Raw genomic sequence first — 14,446 nt, forward strand, 5'->3', positions numbered from 1 at the left:
CCATGGCACTGCTCGACCGGGATCGCATCTTTACCAATGTCTATGGCTATCAGCCATGGAACCTGCCCGCTGCACAGGCGCGCGGCGACTGGGACAACACCAAGGCGCTGCTCGAACGCGGGCGCGACGCGATCATTCAGGAAATGAAGGATTCGGGCCTGCGTGGCCGTGGCGGCGCGGGTTTCCCGACCGGCATGAAATGGTCGTTCATGCCCAAGGAATCAAAGGACGGGCGCCCCAGCTTTCTGGTGATCAACGCCGACGAATCCGAACCGGGTTCGTGCAAGGATCGCGAAATCATCCGCCACGATCCGCACAAGCTGATCGAGGGCGCGTTGGTGGCGGGCTTTGCGATGGGTGCGCGCGCGGCCTATATCTACATTCGCGGCGAATATATCCGCGAGGCCGAGACGCTGTTTGCCGCCGTTGCCGAAGCCTATGAGGCAGGCCTGATCGGGCGCAATGCCAGCGGGTCTGGCTATGATTTCGATGTGTTCGTGCATCGCGGCGCGGGCGCCTATATCTGCGGCGAAGAAACCGCGATGATCGAAAGCCTGGAAGGCAAAAAGGGCCAGCCGCGCCTGAAACCGCCGTTTCCGGCAGGCGCCGGGCTCTATGGTTGCCCGACCACGGTCAACAATGTCGAATCGATCGCGGTGGCGCCGACCATCCTGCGGCGCGGCGCGACGTGGTTTTCCAGCTTTGGCCGCGACAACAACAAGGGCACCAAGCTTTTCCAGATTTCGGGCCATGTCGAACGGCCCTGCGTGGTCGAGGAAGAGATGTCGATCCCGTTCCGCGAACTGATCGAGCGCCATTGCGGCGGCATTCGCGGCGGGTGGGACAATCTGCTGGCGGTGATCCCCGGCGGATCGTCGGTTCCGCTGGTTCCGGCCGCAGACATCCTTGATGCGCCGATGGATTTTGACGGCTTGCGTGCGGTCGGGTCGGGGCTTGGCACCGCGGCGGTGATCGTGATGGACAAGTCCACCGACATTGTGCGCGCGATTGCCCGGCTGTCGTATTTCTACAAACACGAGAGCTGCGGCCAGTGCACGCCGTGCCGCGAAGGCACCGGCTGGATGTGGCGCGTGATGGAACGCCTGCGCACTGGCGATGCGGCGGTCGAGGAAATCGACATGCTGCAACAGGTGACCAAGCAAGTCGAAGGCCACACCATTTGTGCGCTGGGCGATGCGGCGGCCTGGCCGATCCAGGGCCTGATCAAGCATTTCCGCCCCGAGATCGAACGCCGCATCCACGAAAAAGGTGCGCTGCGGGAGGCTGCAGAATAATGCCAAAGGTCAAAGTATACGGTATCGAACTCGACGTTCCGGCCGGGGCCACGGTGCTCCAGGCCTGCGAACTGGCGGGCAAGGAAATCCCGCGCTTTTGCTATCACGAGCGGCTGTCGATCGCCGGCAACTGCCGGATGTGTCTGGTCGAGGTGAAGCCCGGGCCGCCCAAGCCGCAGGCATCGTGCGCGCTGCCGGCCGCCGAGGGCCAGGAAATCCGCACCGACAGCGAAATGGTCAAGAAGGCGCGCGAAGGGGTGATGGAGTTCCTGCTCATCAACCACCCGCTCGATTGCCCGATCTGCGACCAGGGCGGCGAATGCGATCTGCAGGACCAGTCGGTGGCCTATGGCCGGGGCGGGTCGCGCTATCACGAGGAAAAGCGTGCGGTCACGCAAAAGACCATGGGTCCGCTGATCAAGACGGTGATGACGCGCTGCATCCATTGCACCCGCTGCGTGCGGTTCAGCGAGGAAGTGGCCGGGGTCGATGAAATCGGCGCGCTCTATCGCGGCGAAGGCATGCAGATCGCGACCTATCTCGAACAGGCGGCCAAGCACGAACTGTCGGCCAATGTCATCGATCTGTGCCCGGTCGGCGCGCTGACCAGCCGCCCTTATGCGTTCGAAGCGCGGCCGTGGGAGCTGAAAAAGACGCTGTCCATCGACGTGTCGGATGCGGTCGGTGCCAATATCCGGCTCGATTCCCGTGGCCGCGAAGTGCTGCGCATCCTGCCGCGCGTGAACGACGATGTGAACGAGGAATGGCTGGCCGATCGCGCCCGCTTCCTGGTCGACGGTCTGACCCGCCGCCGTCTCGACAAGCCGTGGCTGCGCGTCGACGGCAAGTTGCAGGCCGCCACCTGGGCACAGGCGCTTGCGGGCGTGGGCAAGGTCAATCCAGGTTCGTCGATCGCGGTGATCGCGGGCGATCTGGTCGATGCCGAAACGATGTTCGCGGCCAAGGCGCTGGCCGGGGCACTGGGGTCGAGCCTGCTCGAAGGGCGGCAGACCGGGCTTGCCTATGACACCTCGAACCTTGCGGCGATGGCGTTCAATTCGACGCTGGCCGGGATCGAGGATGCCGATGCGATCCTGATCTATGGCAGCCATGTCCGCGACGAAGCGCCGCTGCTCAATCCCCGCCTGCGCAAGGCGGTCAAGAAGGGCGCCAAAGTCTATCTGATCGGGCCCTGGTGGGAACCGACGTATGCGGCGACCCATCTGGGCGACGACGCCGGGGCGATCAACACGCTGCCCGACGATGTCGCGGCGGTGTTTGCCAATGCGGCGCGCCCGGCGATCGTGATCGGCGGCGGCGCGCTGGCCAAGGGCGGCCTTGGGGCCGGTCTGGCCTTTGCGGAACGTTTCAATCTGGTGCGTGAAGGCTGGAACGGCTTCAACGTGCTGCACTTTGCCGCTGCGCGGATGGCCGGGCTGATGCTGGGCTATGCGCAAAAGGGCGGGATTGCGGATATTGTGGCGGCGCAGCCCAAGCTGGTGATTTCGCTCGGCGCCGATGAAGTCGACTGGTCGCAATTCGCCGGATCGCTGATCGTGCACATCGGCCATCACGGAGACAAGGCCGCGCATGCCGCCGACGTGATCCTGCCGGGCGCCGCATTCAGCGAAAAGGACGGCACTTACGTCAACACCGAAGGCCGCGTGCAATATGCCGAAAAAGCGGTGTTTGCGCCGGGTGAAGCGCGTGAAGACTGGAGCATCCTGCGGGCACTGGCCGATGCCTTTGGCGTGTCGGTCGGGTTCGACAGTTTTGACGAACTGCGTGCCGCGATGATCGCGGCGGTGCCCGCGCTCGGTGTCGAGGGTCTGGCGCATTATGGCGCTCTGCCTGCCGCACCGGAAGGGGCGCATGCCGGAGGCGTGATCGGCTATGCGGTCAAGGATCGCTATCTGACCAATGCCATCGGCCGGGCCAGCCCGACCCTGCAACGCTGTTCGGCCGAACTGATCCACGGCGAAATTCATGCGGAGGCCGCGGAATGACCCCGTTCCTTTACAGCCAGGGCCTGCCTTACGCATGGGCCTGGGCGATCGCGACGATTGTCGAGATTCTGCTGATCGCGCTGCCGGTCATGCTGTCGGTGGCGATCGTGATCTATCTCGATCGCAAGATCTGGGCGGCGATGGCGCTGCGCAAGGGCCCCAACGTGGTTGGCCCGTTCGGCGTGCTGCAGTCGTTTGCCGACGGGTTGAAGGTGTTCCTGCAGGAAACCATCATCCCGGCGGCGGCCAACAAGGCGCTGTTCCTGATCGCGCCGATCATCACCTTTACCGTCGCGCTGCTGGCCTGGGCGGTGCTGCCGTTCGCCAAGGGCGCGATGCTGGCCGATATCAATGTCGGGCTGTTGTATATCCTGGCGATTTCTTCGCTCGGCGTTTACGGGATCGTCATCGCGGGCTGGTCGTCGAATTCGAAATATCCGTTCTTTTCGGCAATGCGCGCTTCGGCGCAGATGATCAGCTATGAAGTCTCGATCGGCTTCATCCTGATCTGCGTGGTGTTGTGGTCGGGCAGTTTCAACCTGGGCGCGATCGTCGAGGCACAGCGCGGGTTCGGCCTGTTCGGGCTGATCAACGGATTCTGGTGCAGTCCGCTGCTGTTCCCGGTCTGGGTGATGTTCCTGATATCCTCGATGGCCGAAACCCAGCGCGCGCCGTTCGACCTGACCGAGGCCGAAAGCGAACTGGTTGCCGGCTATCAGACCGAATATTCCTCGATGGCGTTCGCGCTCTACTGGCTGGGCGAATATGCCAACGTTCTGCTGATGTGTGCGCTCAACGCCACGCTGTTCTGGGGTGGCTATCTGCCGCCGATCAACCTGCCGGTGTTTTATCTGGTGCCGGGGCTGATCTGGCTGATCCTCAAGATTCTGTTCGGCTTTTTCGTGTTCTCCTGGGTCAAGGCGACCGTGCCCCGGTATCGCTATGACCAGTTGATGCGGCTTGGCTGGAAGATTTTCCTGCCGCTGTCGCTGGCGTTCGTCGTCGTGATCAGCGGTTACCTCATGCTCACCGGACATTTCGCATGACCGTCGCGCAAATCATCAAGAGCTACACGCTGTGGGAGTTCGTGCAGGCGCACTGGCTGACCTTGAAGTATTTCTTCAAGCCCAAGGCGACTGTGAACTATCCTTATGAAAAGAGCCCGATTTCTCCGCGTTTTCGCGGTGAACACGTGCTGCGCCGCTATCCCAACGGCGAAGAACGCTGCATCGCGTGCAAGCTGTGCGAGGCGGTGTGCCCGGCGCAGGCAATCACCATCGAGGCCGAACCGCGCGAGGACGGCAGCCGCCGCACCACGCGCTATGACATCGACATGACCAAGTGCATCTTCTGCGGGTTCTGCCAGGAAGCGTGCCCGGTCGATGCGGTGGTCGAGGGGCCGAACTTCGAATATGCCACCGAAACCCGCGAGGAGCTGCTTTATGACAAGGCCAAGCTGCTCGCCAACGGCGACAAGTGGGAGCGTGCGATCGCTGCCAATCTCGAAGCCGATGCACCGTACCGGTAAGGGGGCGTAACCATGATCCAGGCCATTGCCTTTTACCTGTTCGCGACGATGATGATCACTTCGGCGATCGTCACCATCACCGCCCGCAACCCGGTCCATTCGGTGCTGTGGCTGATCCTGGCGTTCTTCAACGCCGCCGGGCTGATGGTGCTGGTTGGCGCCGAATTCATCGCCATGCTGTTGATCATCGTTTATGTCGGCGCGGTCGCGGTGCTGTTCCTGTTTGTCGTGATGATGCTCGACATCGATTTTTCCGAACTACGCGGCGGGTTCATCCGCAACGCGCCGCTGGGACTGTTGCTGGCGGCGGTGTTGCTGGGCGAACTGGTGTTCGGTATTCTGGTCAGCAGCGCGGGCGATCTGCATATCGCCAAGGCGGCGACCGTGGCGGCCACGCCCGCGGGCCTGTCGAACACCGCCGCGATCGGCGCCCTGCTCTACACCCGCTATCTGTTCGAATTCGAGGCGGCGGGGATGATCCTGCTGGTCGCGATGATCGGCGCCATCGTGCTGACCCATCGCCAGCGTGGCGACACGCGCGGCCAGAACGTGTCGAAACAGGTCGCGCGGCGCCCGCAGGACGCAACGATCAACCTGCAACCTGAAGTGGGCAAAGGGGTCCAATTGTGATTGGTATTGGCCACTATGTCGGCGTCAGCGCGATCATGTTCGTGCTGGGCGTGCTGGGCATTTTCCTCAACCGCAAGAACGTGATCATCATCCTGATGGCGATCGAACTGATCCTGTTGTCGGTAAACCTCAACCTGGTTGCGTTCTCGGCCTATCTGCACGATCTGGTCGGGCAGATCTTCGCGATGTTCGTGCTGACCGTCGCGGCGGGCGAGGCGGCGATCGGTCTAGCCATCTTGGTCATCTATTTCCGTGGACGCGGCACGATCGCGGTCGACGATGTCAACCGCATGAAGGGTTGAGAGCGAACCGATGTCCCATATCCTGATCATCGTCTTTGCCCCGCTGGTCGCGGCAATCATCGCCGGGCTCGGCAACAAGCGTCTGGGCGCGGTGCCGTCCAAGCTGATCACCACCGGCGCGCTGTTCGTATCGTGCGCGCTGTCGTGGCCTATCTTTCTGGCATTCCTGGGCGGCCATGCCGAAACGACCGTCACCCCGGTGCTCAACTGGGTGCATTCGGGCGATCTGAATTTCGCCTGGGCTTTGCAGGTCGATACGCTGACGGCGGTCATGCTGGTGGTTGTCACCTCGGTTTCGGCGCTCGTCCACCTGTACTCATGGGGCTATATGAGCGAAGACCCGGATCAACCCCGGTTCTTTGCCTATCTGTCGCTGTTTACCTTCGCCATGCTGATGCTGGTGACCGCCAACAACCTGGTGCAGATGTTCTTCGGCTGGGAAGGCGTCGGGCTTGCCTCGTACCTGCTGATCGGGTTCTGGTTCCGCAAGCCCAGCGCCAACGCCGCCGCGATGAAGGCGTTTGTGGTCAACCGCGTGGGTGACCTTGGCTTCATGCTGGGCATCTTTGGCGTGTTCCTGGTGTTCGGCACCGTGTCGATCCCGGTGATCCTGCACGAAGCGCCGGGCCTGGCGGGCACCACCATCGGTTTCCTCGGCTTCCGGTTTGATACGGCCACTGTGCTGTGCATCCTGCTGTTCATCGGTGCGATGGGCAAATCGGCGCAATTGGGCCTGCACACTTGGCTGCCCGACGCGATGGAAGGCCCGACCCCGGTGTCGGCGCTGATCCACGCGGCGACGATGGTTACCGCCGGCGTGTTCATGGTGTGCCGCCTGTCGCCGCTGTTCGAACAGAGCCAGACTGCGCTCAATTTCGTGACCTTCATCGGTGCGGCGACCTGCTTCTTTGCCGCGACGATCGGCACCACGCAGACCGACATCAAGCGGGTGATCGCCTATTCGACGTGTTCGCAACTGGGCTATATGTTCTTTGCGGCGGGCGTTGGCGCCTATGGCGGCGCGATGTTCCACTTGTTCACCCACGCCTTCTTCAAGGCGCTGCTGTTCCTTGGCGCGGGTTCGGTGATTCATGCCATGCACCACGAACAGGACATGCGCTATTATGGTGGGCTGTGGAAAAAGATCCCGCTGACCTTTATCGCGATGACCGCCGGAACCCTGGCAATCACCGGGGTCGGCATCGACGACGTGTTCGGCTTTGCCGGGTTCTATTCGAAGGACGCGATCCTTGAGGCGGCTTATGCGCGCGGCACCGATATCGGTCTGTTCGCCTTTGCGCTGGGCGTGTTTGCCGCGTTGCTGACCAGTTTCTATAGCTGGCGCCTGGTGTTCCTGACGTTCTTTGGCAAACCGCGCTGGGATCAGTCGGAACATATCCAGCATGCGGTGCACGATGCACATGGCCATGACGATCATGCCCATCACGATCACGGTCATGATGGCCATGCCCACCATGATCATGCCAGCGACGGGACGGCGGGCTATCACCCGCATGAAAGTCCGCTCAACATGTTGGTGCCGCTGGGCGTGCTGTCGCTCGGCGCGGTGTTCGCCGGGTTCGTGTTCGCGCCGCAGTTCCTCAGCGAAGGCAGCGGTGAATTCTGGAAGGGTGCGCTGGTGTTCAACGAACACTTGCTCCACGCGATGCACCACGTCCCGGGCTGGGTGAAGCTGGCGCCAGCGGGTGTGATGCTGACCGGGCTGGCGATCGCCTATTACGCCTATATGGTGAACACCGCGCTGCCTGCGGCGTTCGTGCGGCAGTTCGGCTTTCTCTACCGGTTCCTGCTCAATAAGTGGTACTTTGACGAGCTGTATGACGCCGTGTTCGTCCGTCCTGCCATGTGGCTGGGCCGGTTCTTCTGGAACGTCGGCGACATCGGCATCATCGATACCTTTGGTCCCAACGGCGTCGCCAAAGTCGTCGCTCTTGCCAGCCGCGGGGCCGTCAGGCTCCAGTCCGGATATCTTTACAGCTATGCGCTGGTCATGCTCGTCGGCCTTGTCGGCGCGATCAGTTGGGTGATTGCACGATGATCGGCTTTCCCATTCTTTCGCTCATGTTGCTGGTGCCGCTGGTCGGCGCCGTGATCAGCCTGGTGTCGGATCGCAAGACCGCGCGGTTGGTGGCGCTGGCTGCCACGCTGGTCGATTTCGTGCTCGGCGTGCTGCTGTGGACGCATTACGATATCGGCGGCGCGCAGTGGCAGTTCCGCGAACATGCCGCCGTGTTTGCCGGATTCGACTGGAAACTGGGCATCGACGGCATCGCGCTGATGCTGATCGTGCTGACCGTGTTCCTTATGCCGGTGTGCATCGGCGCAAGCTGGAATTCGATCGAGAAGCGCGCGGGCGAATATTACGCCGCGTTCCTGTTCATGGAAACGCTGATGATCGGCGTGTTTGCGGCGCAGGACCTGTTCCTGTTCTACATCATGTTCGAAGCCGGGCTGATCCCGATGTACCTGATCATCGGCATCTGGGGCGGCGCCAACCGCATCTATGCCAGCTACAAGTTCTTTCTCTATACCCTGCTCGGATCGGTGCTGATGCTGATCGCGATGTTCTGGATGGCCAACGCGGCCGGTACCACCGACATCCCGACGCTGATGGAATATGATTTCCCACCGCAGGCGCAGACCTGGCTGTTCCTGGCGTTCTTTGCCAGCTTTGCGGTGAAGATGCCGATGTGGCCGGTGCACACCTGGCTGCCCGATGCGCACGTGCAGGCGCCGACCGCAGGCTCGGTGATCCTGGCCGGCGTGCTGCTGAAAATGGGTGGCTATGGCTTCATCCGGTTCTCGCTGCCGATGTTCCCGATCGCCTCGGCCCATTTTGCGCCGATGGTGTGGGGGCTGTCGATCGCGGCGGTGGTGATCACGTCGCTGATCGCGCTGGTGCAGAACGACATGAAAAAGCTGATCGCCTATTCGTCGGTCGCGCACATGGCGATCGTCACGGTCGGTCTGTTCGCGTTCAACCGGCAGGGCCTTGAAGGCTCGATGGTGGTGATGCTGAGCCACGGTATCGTGTCGGGTGCGCTGTTCCTCGCGGTCGGTGTGATCTACGATCGGCTGCACACGCGCGAAATCGTGCGCTATGGCGGCCTGGCCATCAACATGCCCTATTACGCGCTGTTCTTCCTGCTGTTCACGATGGCCTCGATCGGGCTGCCGGGCACCAGCGGGTTTGTCGGCGAATTCCTGTCGCTGCTGGGGATCTACAAGGAATCGAGCCTGATCGCGCTGGTTGCGACCACCGGGATCATTCTGGGCGCGGCCTATATGCTGTATCTCTATCGGCGCGTGGTGTTCGGTGATCAGAAGAATGCCGATGCCGCCGCGATGCCCGATCTCGATTTTCGCGAATGGGCGATGATGGTGCCGCTGGCCGCCGCTGTGTTGTGGATGGGGGTCTACCCCGAATCGTTCATTGCCCCGATGCGCAAGGATATCGGGACGCTGGAGGCGCGGGTGGCGATTGCCAGGCCCAAGGGAGATGCTGACGTGAAGTTCGGGGGCAAGACGCCCGCCGCCGTTGCGGCAACGCTTGGTTCGGCCCAGTTGAAGGGGGCGAAATAATGGATTTCCTCCATTCGCTGTTCGCCGTTTCGGCCGAGGACCTGCTCAGCACTTCGGTGCTGGTGCTGTTGCTGGTCGCCGCCTGGGGTGGTGACAAGGCGTCGCGCGCAATCTCGATCGTGGCTTTTGCGGTGCTGGTCGGTGCGGCCGCGCTGGCGGTTCCGGCGCTCACTGCCGGGGCCGGGGGCGCTGCGACATCGGCGTTTGGCGGGCATATCAAGCTCGATGCCTTTGCCGCCTTTGCCAAATTGCTGATCTACGTCGGGTCGGGCGTCACGCTGATCGTTGCGCCTGCCTATTTCGATCGGTTCAAGGCGATGCGCGCCGAATTTCCGCTGCTGATCCTGCTGGCGGCGCTGGGCATGGGGATCATGGTTTCGGCCAACGATCTGCTGACGCTCTATATCGGGCTCGAACTCAACAGCCTGGCCGCCTATGTGCTGGCCGCGATCCTGCGGGCCGACGGGCGATCTGCCGAAGCCGGGTTGAAGTACTTTGTGCTGGGTTCGCTCGCTTCGGGCATTCTGCTCTATGGCATCAGCCTGACGTACGGGTTTACCGGCACGACGTCGTTCGACGGCATCCGTGTGGCGCTGGGAACTGGCGCGCTGTCGATCGGGGCGACGTTTGGTCTGGTGTTCGTGCTGGCCGGGCTGGCGTTCAAGATCAGCGCCGCGCCGTTCCACATGTGGACGCCCGACGTCTATGAAGGCGCGCCCGCGCCGGTCACCACGTTTTTCGCAACCGCACCCAAAGTGGCCGCGCTCGCGCTGCTGATGCGGGTCAGCCTCGATGCCTTTGGCGGACAGCCGGGCGCGTGGCAGCAGATCGTGATCTTTGCCTCGCTGCTGTCGATCGTGATCGGCGCGCTGGGCGCGATCGGGCAGGACAACATCAAGCGCCTGCTGGCCTATTCGTCGATCAACAACGTCGGCTTCATGCTGATCGGGTTGGCCGCAGGCACGGCGGCGGGCGCATCGGCCATGCTGGTGTACCTGGCGATCTATGTGGTGAGTTCGGTTGCGGCATTCGTCGTGGTGCTGGCCTTGCGCGATGAGGCAGGCAACGCGATCGAATCGATCGCGCAACTTGGCGGCCTGTCGCGCACGCGGCCCTGGCTGGCGGCGGCGCTGGCGGTGGTGATGTTCAGCCTGGCTGGTATCCCGCCGCTGTTCGGGTTCTGGGGTAAGTTCCTGGTGTTCCAGGCCGCGGTGCAGGCCCATCTGGTGGTGCTGGCCGCGCTCGGCATTGCCGCCTCGGTGATCGGCGCGTTCTATTACCTCAAGGTCGTCAAAGTGCTTTATTTCGACGACGCGACCGACGCGGTGCAGGGCCGTGAAGAGCTGGCCAATCGCGCGCTGCTGCTCGGATCGAGCCTGTTCCTGTCGCCGCTCGGCTATCTGCTGACGCCCTGGCTGGGCAATCTGGCGGGCAGCGCGGCTGCGGCGTTGTTCCACTTCGCCTGATTGTCGTTGATCGAGACCGTCGCCGAAATCGCCTCGACCAACAGCGCGCTGCTGGCGCGGCTGGGTGAGGGCGGGGCCCTTGTCGAAGGTGACTGGCTGGTTGCCGACCGGCAGGTGGCAGGACGGGGCCGCGCCGGGCGCGCGTGGAGCGACGGGGCGGGCAATTTCATGGGTTCGACCGTGGCGCACCTGGTGCCCGGCGATCCGCCCGCGCCAACGTTGTCGCTGGTTGCCGGCGTGGCACTCCACCGGACCCTGTCTGCACTGCGCTCCTGGCCCGATATGTGGCTGAAATGGCCCAACGATGTGCTGGTGGCGGGGGCCAAGCTGGCCGGTATCCTGCTGGAACGCCAGGGCGATGCGGTGGTGGTCGGGATCGGTGTCAATCTTGCCAGTGCGCCTGCCTTGCCCGATCGTCCGACCATCGCGCTGGCCGATCTGGGATACACAATTGCGCGCGATACCTTTGCGCAGGCGCTGGCTGATGAATGGCGCACTGTGCTGACATTGTGGCACGCGCAGGGCTGGGCCGCCTTGCGTGAAGACTGGCTGGCGCGCGCCCATCCGCGCGGCACGCTGCTGTCGGTCCACGATCGCCAGGCCGGGTTGATCATGGGTGGCTTTGCCGGGCTGGAACCCGATGGCACCGCGCTTCTGCGCTTGGCGGATGGCGCGGTCCATGCCATCCACGCAGGCGATATAAATTTGGTGAGGGACTGATGCTGCTGGCGGTAGATGTCGGAAACACCAATGTGGTGTTCGCGCTGATCGACGGGCGCACGATCGTGGGTCGCTGGCGGATTGCCACCGATCCCCGGCGCACAGCCGACGAATATGCCGTGTGGTTGCTGCAACTGCTGCATCTGCAGGGGTATGCGCCCGATGTGGTGGGCGCGGTGATCGTATCGAATGTGGTGCCGCGCGCGCTGCACAACATCCAGGTGCTGTCGCAGAAGTATTTCCACCGCGATGCGTGGATTGCGGGCGAGCCGCCGGTGGAATGGGGCCTGCGCATCGATATCGATCAGCCGCGTTCGGTCGGGGCCGATCGCGCGGTCAATGCGATTGCCGCGCATGCGCGTTTTCCGGGCGATCTGGTGGTGGTCGATTTCGGCACCGCGACAACGTTCGACGTGATCGACAGCGAAGGCACCTACAAGGGCGGGATCATCGCACCGGGGATCAACCTGTCGCTCGAAGCGCTGGTCAACGCCGCCGCACGCCTGCCGCGCATCGCCATCGAGGGCCCGCGCGACAATGGCAGCGTGATCGGCCGCAACACCGAGGACGCCATGCATATCGGTGTGTTCTGGGGTTATGTGGCGATGATGGAAGGGCTGATCGCGCGGCTGCGGACGGAAATCGGCCGCCCGGTCAAAGTGATTGCGACCGGCGGGCTGGCGGTGCTGTTTGACAAACACACCACGATATTCGACCATGTCGAAACCGACCTGACGCTCGACGGGCTTGCGCTGCTGGCCGAACGGGTCCAGCGGTGATTGACGCGATGGTCCATCGCACTCTCAAGATTATTCAGGAATTTACGTGAAGCCTGGTAAGGAATTGCTGTTTTGTGCGCTCGGTGGCTCGGGCGAAATCGGGATGAACGTCAACCTCTATGGCTGCAATGGCAAGTGGTTGATGGTCGATCTGGGCATGACATTTGCCGACCCGTGGTATCCCGGCGTCGATCTGGTGTTCGCCGATCTCGATTTCATCGAGGAACGGTCTGCCGATCTGCTCGGCATCGTGCTGACCCATGCGCATGAAGATCATATCGGCGCAGTGCCCTATTTTGCGCAGGACCTTGGCGTGCCGCTCTATGCCACGCCGTTCACCGCGCGTCTGGTGCATGAAAAGCTGGTCGAGGCGGGCATCGAAAAAGACGTCGAACTGCGCGTGATCGAAAACGACGGTTCGCTCAGCCTCGGGCCGTTCGACATACGCTATGTCCCGTTGGCGCATTCGATCGCCGAAGGCAACGCGCTGGTGATCGACACGCCCTATGGCCGGGTGTTTCACACCGGCGACTGGAAACTCGACGATGCGCCGCAGATCGGCGAACCGGCGACGCCCGCGGAACTGACCGTCATTGGCGATAGCGGCGTCCTGGCGCTGGTGTGCGATTCGACCAATGTGTTCAACCCGCGCGCGTCGGGATCCGAAGGCGCGGTGCGCGATGGCCTGCTGGAAACCGTCGCCGGGCTGGCCGGGCGGCGCGTGGTGGTCACCACATTTGCCTCCAACGTGGCACGGTTGCAGACGCTGGCCTGGGTGGCCGGGCAGACCGGGCGGCGCCTGGTGGTGGCGGGGCGCTCGCTCGACCGCATCATCGGTGCGGCCAAGGCCAGTGGCTATCTCAAGGATTTTCCCGATTGCGTGCCGATGGATCGTGCGATGGATCTTCCGCGCGGCGAAGTGCTGGTACTGGCCACCGGCGGGCAGGGCGAACCGCGCGCCGCATTGGCGCGGATCGCGGGGGATTCGCATCCGGTGAAGCTGGAGGCGGGCGATGCGGTGGTGTTTTCCAGCCGCCAGATCCCCGGCAACGAACTGGCGATCGGGCGCATCCAGAACACGCTGGCCGGCAAGGGCGTGCGGCTGATCACCGACAGGCAATCGATGATCCATGTCTCCGGCCATCCGGGGCGCCCCGAATTGATCGAACTGTACAAGTGGATCAGGCCCGAGATCCTCGTGCCGGTGCATGGCGAAGTGCGCCACATGGACGAACAGGCACGTCTGGGGCTGAGCGAAGGCATTCCGCGCGCCATCCTGCAGAAGAATGGTGATCTGATCCGCCTGGCGCCCAACGGCCCGCACAAGATCAAGGAAGTGCGCAATGGCCGTCTGGTGCTCGATGGTGACATCATCGCGCCCGCCGATGGCGAGGCGCTGGCCGCACGGCGGCGCCTGTCACAATCCGGGTTGATCACCGTGGCGCTGGCCGTCGGTCCCGAAGGCAAGCAGGCCTCGGGCATCGAGATCGCCACGATCGGCATCCCGCTGGAAGAAGACATGGAAGCGTTCGTGGCCGAGGCGCAAGTCGATGCGGCCAGGGCGCTGACCGATCTGAAGGGTGACCGTCGCCGCGACCGTGGCGCGATTGCCGAAGCGGTTCGCCTGGCGGTACGGCGCACCGGCCATCGCTGGATCGGCAAGAAACCGATGGTGCAGGTGATGCTGCGCGGGCATTGATATCAGATCGCGCATGGCGCGACTCATACCTCCCGCCCCGCTTCCCGCCCCACCACTATAGCCTGATAGTATCGTTGGTGGTCGGGCGGGGAGGCGGGGCGACTGCACGGCAGTGCAGCTTTGTACAAGGAGATCGGGCGGTGCGTTGGACCTCTGTCGTTGCGATCTACGTGTTGTTCTGGGTGCTGTCGGCGTTTCTGGTGCTACCGTTCGGCGTGCGCACGCCCGATGAACTCGGGCTGGAAAAGGTGCCGGGTCAGGCGCACAGCGCACCGGCCAATTTCAGCCCGCGTCGTATCCTGCGCCGCGCAACGGTCGTATCGTTGATCGGGTTTGCGCTCTATTACTTGTGCTATACCCACCACTGGATATCGGTTGACGATTTCGATGTGGGCAAATGGCTGGGGTGGTACTGACC

At 63.1% G+C, this 14,446-nt stretch carries 13 protein-coding genes; all 13 read left to right on the top strand.

Annotation, left to right across the window (positions count from 1 at the left end; genetic code table 11):
- The first annotated feature begins 2 nt into the window (after positions 1–2).
- The 13 genes from nuoF to AQZ49_RS09335 all read left to right on the top strand — a co-directional run bounded on the left by nuoF (position 3) and on the right by AQZ49_RS09335 (position 14,444).
- Positions 3–1,295: an NADH-quinone oxidoreductase subunit NuoF gene (nuoF, locus tag AQZ49_RS09275; RefSeq protein ID WP_067615019.1), complete on the top strand. Its 1,293-nt coding sequence runs from the start codon at positions 3–5 to the stop codon at positions 1,293–1,295.
- The gene (gene nuoG / locus AQZ49_RS09280; RefSeq protein ID WP_067615020.1) at positions 1,295–3,301 is read left to right on the top strand and encodes an NADH-quinone oxidoreductase subunit NuoG; all 2,007 of its coding nucleotides are present in this window, start codon (positions 1,295–1,297) and stop codon (positions 3,299–3,301) included. The genes nuoF and nuoG overlap by 1 nt, the downstream gene beginning before the upstream one ends.
- Entirely contained in the window at positions 3,298–4,347 is a 1,050-nt protein-coding gene (gene nuoH, locus AQZ49_RS09285; RefSeq protein WP_067615021.1) for an NADH-quinone oxidoreductase subunit NuoH, read from the top strand. The genes nuoG and nuoH overlap by 4 nt, the downstream gene beginning before the upstream one ends.
- Positions 4,344–4,829, top strand: a complete 486-nt coding sequence (gene nuoI / locus AQZ49_RS09290) for an NADH-quinone oxidoreductase subunit NuoI (RefSeq protein ID WP_067615022.1) — start codon at positions 4,344–4,346, stop codon at positions 4,827–4,829. The genes nuoH and nuoI overlap by 4 nt, the downstream gene beginning before the upstream one ends.
- A 12-nt stretch (positions 4,830–4,841) precedes the next feature.
- Positions 4,842–5,459, top strand: a complete 618-nt coding sequence (locus AQZ49_RS09295; protein ID WP_067615023.1) for an NADH-quinone oxidoreductase subunit J — start codon at positions 4,842–4,844, stop codon at positions 5,457–5,459.
- Positions 5,456–5,761, top strand: coding sequence for an NADH-quinone oxidoreductase subunit NuoK (nuoK, locus tag AQZ49_RS09300; protein WP_067615024.1), 306 nt, complete (start codon positions 5,456–5,458; stop codon positions 5,759–5,761). Before AQZ49_RS09295 ends, nuoK begins: the two co-directional genes overlap by 4 nt.
- A 10-nt stretch (positions 5,762–5,771) precedes the next feature.
- The gene (nuoL, locus tag AQZ49_RS09305) at positions 5,772–7,820 is read left to right on the top strand and encodes an NADH-quinone oxidoreductase subunit L (RefSeq protein WP_067615025.1); all 2,049 of its coding nucleotides are present in this window, start codon (positions 5,772–5,774) and stop codon (positions 7,818–7,820) included.
- The gene (locus AQZ49_RS09310; RefSeq protein WP_067615026.1) at positions 7,817–9,364 is read left to right on the top strand and encodes an NADH-quinone oxidoreductase subunit M; all 1,548 of its coding nucleotides are present in this window, start codon (positions 7,817–7,819) and stop codon (positions 9,362–9,364) included. The genes nuoL and AQZ49_RS09310 overlap by 4 nt, the downstream gene beginning before the upstream one ends.
- The gene (nuoN, locus tag AQZ49_RS09315; RefSeq protein WP_067615027.1) at positions 9,364–10,830 is read left to right on the top strand and encodes an NADH-quinone oxidoreductase subunit NuoN; all 1,467 of its coding nucleotides are present in this window, start codon (positions 9,364–9,366) and stop codon (positions 10,828–10,830) included. Before AQZ49_RS09310 ends, nuoN begins: the two co-directional genes overlap by 1 nt.
- 6 nt (positions 10,831–10,836) lie before the next feature.
- Positions 10,837–11,550: a biotin--[acetyl-CoA-carboxylase] ligase gene (locus AQZ49_RS09320; protein ID WP_067615387.1), complete on the top strand. Its 714-nt coding sequence runs from the start codon at positions 10,837–10,839 to the stop codon at positions 11,548–11,550.
- The gene (locus AQZ49_RS09325; protein ID WP_067615028.1) at positions 11,550–12,329 is read left to right on the top strand and encodes a type III pantothenate kinase; all 780 of its coding nucleotides are present in this window, start codon (positions 11,550–11,552) and stop codon (positions 12,327–12,329) included. The genes AQZ49_RS09320 and AQZ49_RS09325 overlap by 1 nt, the downstream gene beginning before the upstream one ends.
- Positions 12,330–12,375: 46 nt before the next feature.
- The gene (locus AQZ49_RS09330; RefSeq protein WP_067615029.1) at positions 12,376–14,028 is read left to right on the top strand and encodes a ribonuclease J; all 1,653 of its coding nucleotides are present in this window, start codon (positions 12,376–12,378) and stop codon (positions 14,026–14,028) included.
- A 140-nt stretch (positions 14,029–14,168) separates the two neighbouring features.
- Entirely contained in the window at positions 14,169–14,444 is a 276-nt protein-coding gene (locus AQZ49_RS09335) for a DUF1467 family protein (RefSeq protein ID WP_067615030.1), read from the top strand.
- Positions 14,445–14,446 lie beyond the last annotated feature (2 nt).

Origin of the sequence: Novosphingobium sp. FSW06-99 (assembly GCF_001519065.1) — a bacterium.
GTDB lineage: Bacteria > Pseudomonadota > Alphaproteobacteria > Sphingomonadales > Sphingomonadaceae > Novosphingobium.

What these genes read in the sequence shown, in the direction of transcription:
- AQZ49_RS09310 (WP_067615026.1), top strand. Translation starts at nt 7,817, where the DNA reads ATGATCGGCTTTCCCATTCTTTCGCTCATGTTGCTGGTGCCGCTGGTC.
- nuoH (WP_067615021.1), top strand. Translation starts at nt 3,298, where the DNA reads ATGACCCCGTTCCTTTACAGCCAGGGCCTGCCTTACGCATGGGCCTGG.
- AQZ49_RS09295 (WP_067615023.1), top strand. Translation starts at nt 4,842, where the DNA reads ATGATCCAGGCCATTGCCTTTTACCTGTTCGCGACGATGATGATCACT.
- nuoI (WP_067615022.1), top strand. Translation starts at nt 4,344, where the DNA reads ATGACCGTCGCGCAAATCATCAAGAGCTACACGCTGTGGGAGTTCGTG.
- AQZ49_RS09325 (WP_067615028.1), top strand. Translation starts at nt 11,550, where the DNA reads ATGCTGCTGGCGGTAGATGTCGGAAACACCAATGTGGTGTTCGCGCTG.
- nuoF (WP_067615019.1), top strand. Translation starts at nt 3, where the DNA reads ATGGCACTGCTCGACCGGGATCGCATCTTTACCAATGTCTATGGCTAT.
- nuoG (WP_067615020.1), top strand. Translation starts at nt 1,295, where the DNA reads ATGCCAAAGGTCAAAGTATACGGTATCGAACTCGACGTTCCGGCCGGG.
- nuoL (WP_067615025.1), top strand. Translation starts at nt 5,772, where the DNA reads ATGTCCCATATCCTGATCATCGTCTTTGCCCCGCTGGTCGCGGCAATC.
- nuoN (WP_067615027.1), top strand. Translation starts at nt 9,364, where the DNA reads ATGGATTTCCTCCATTCGCTGTTCGCCGTTTCGGCCGAGGACCTGCTC.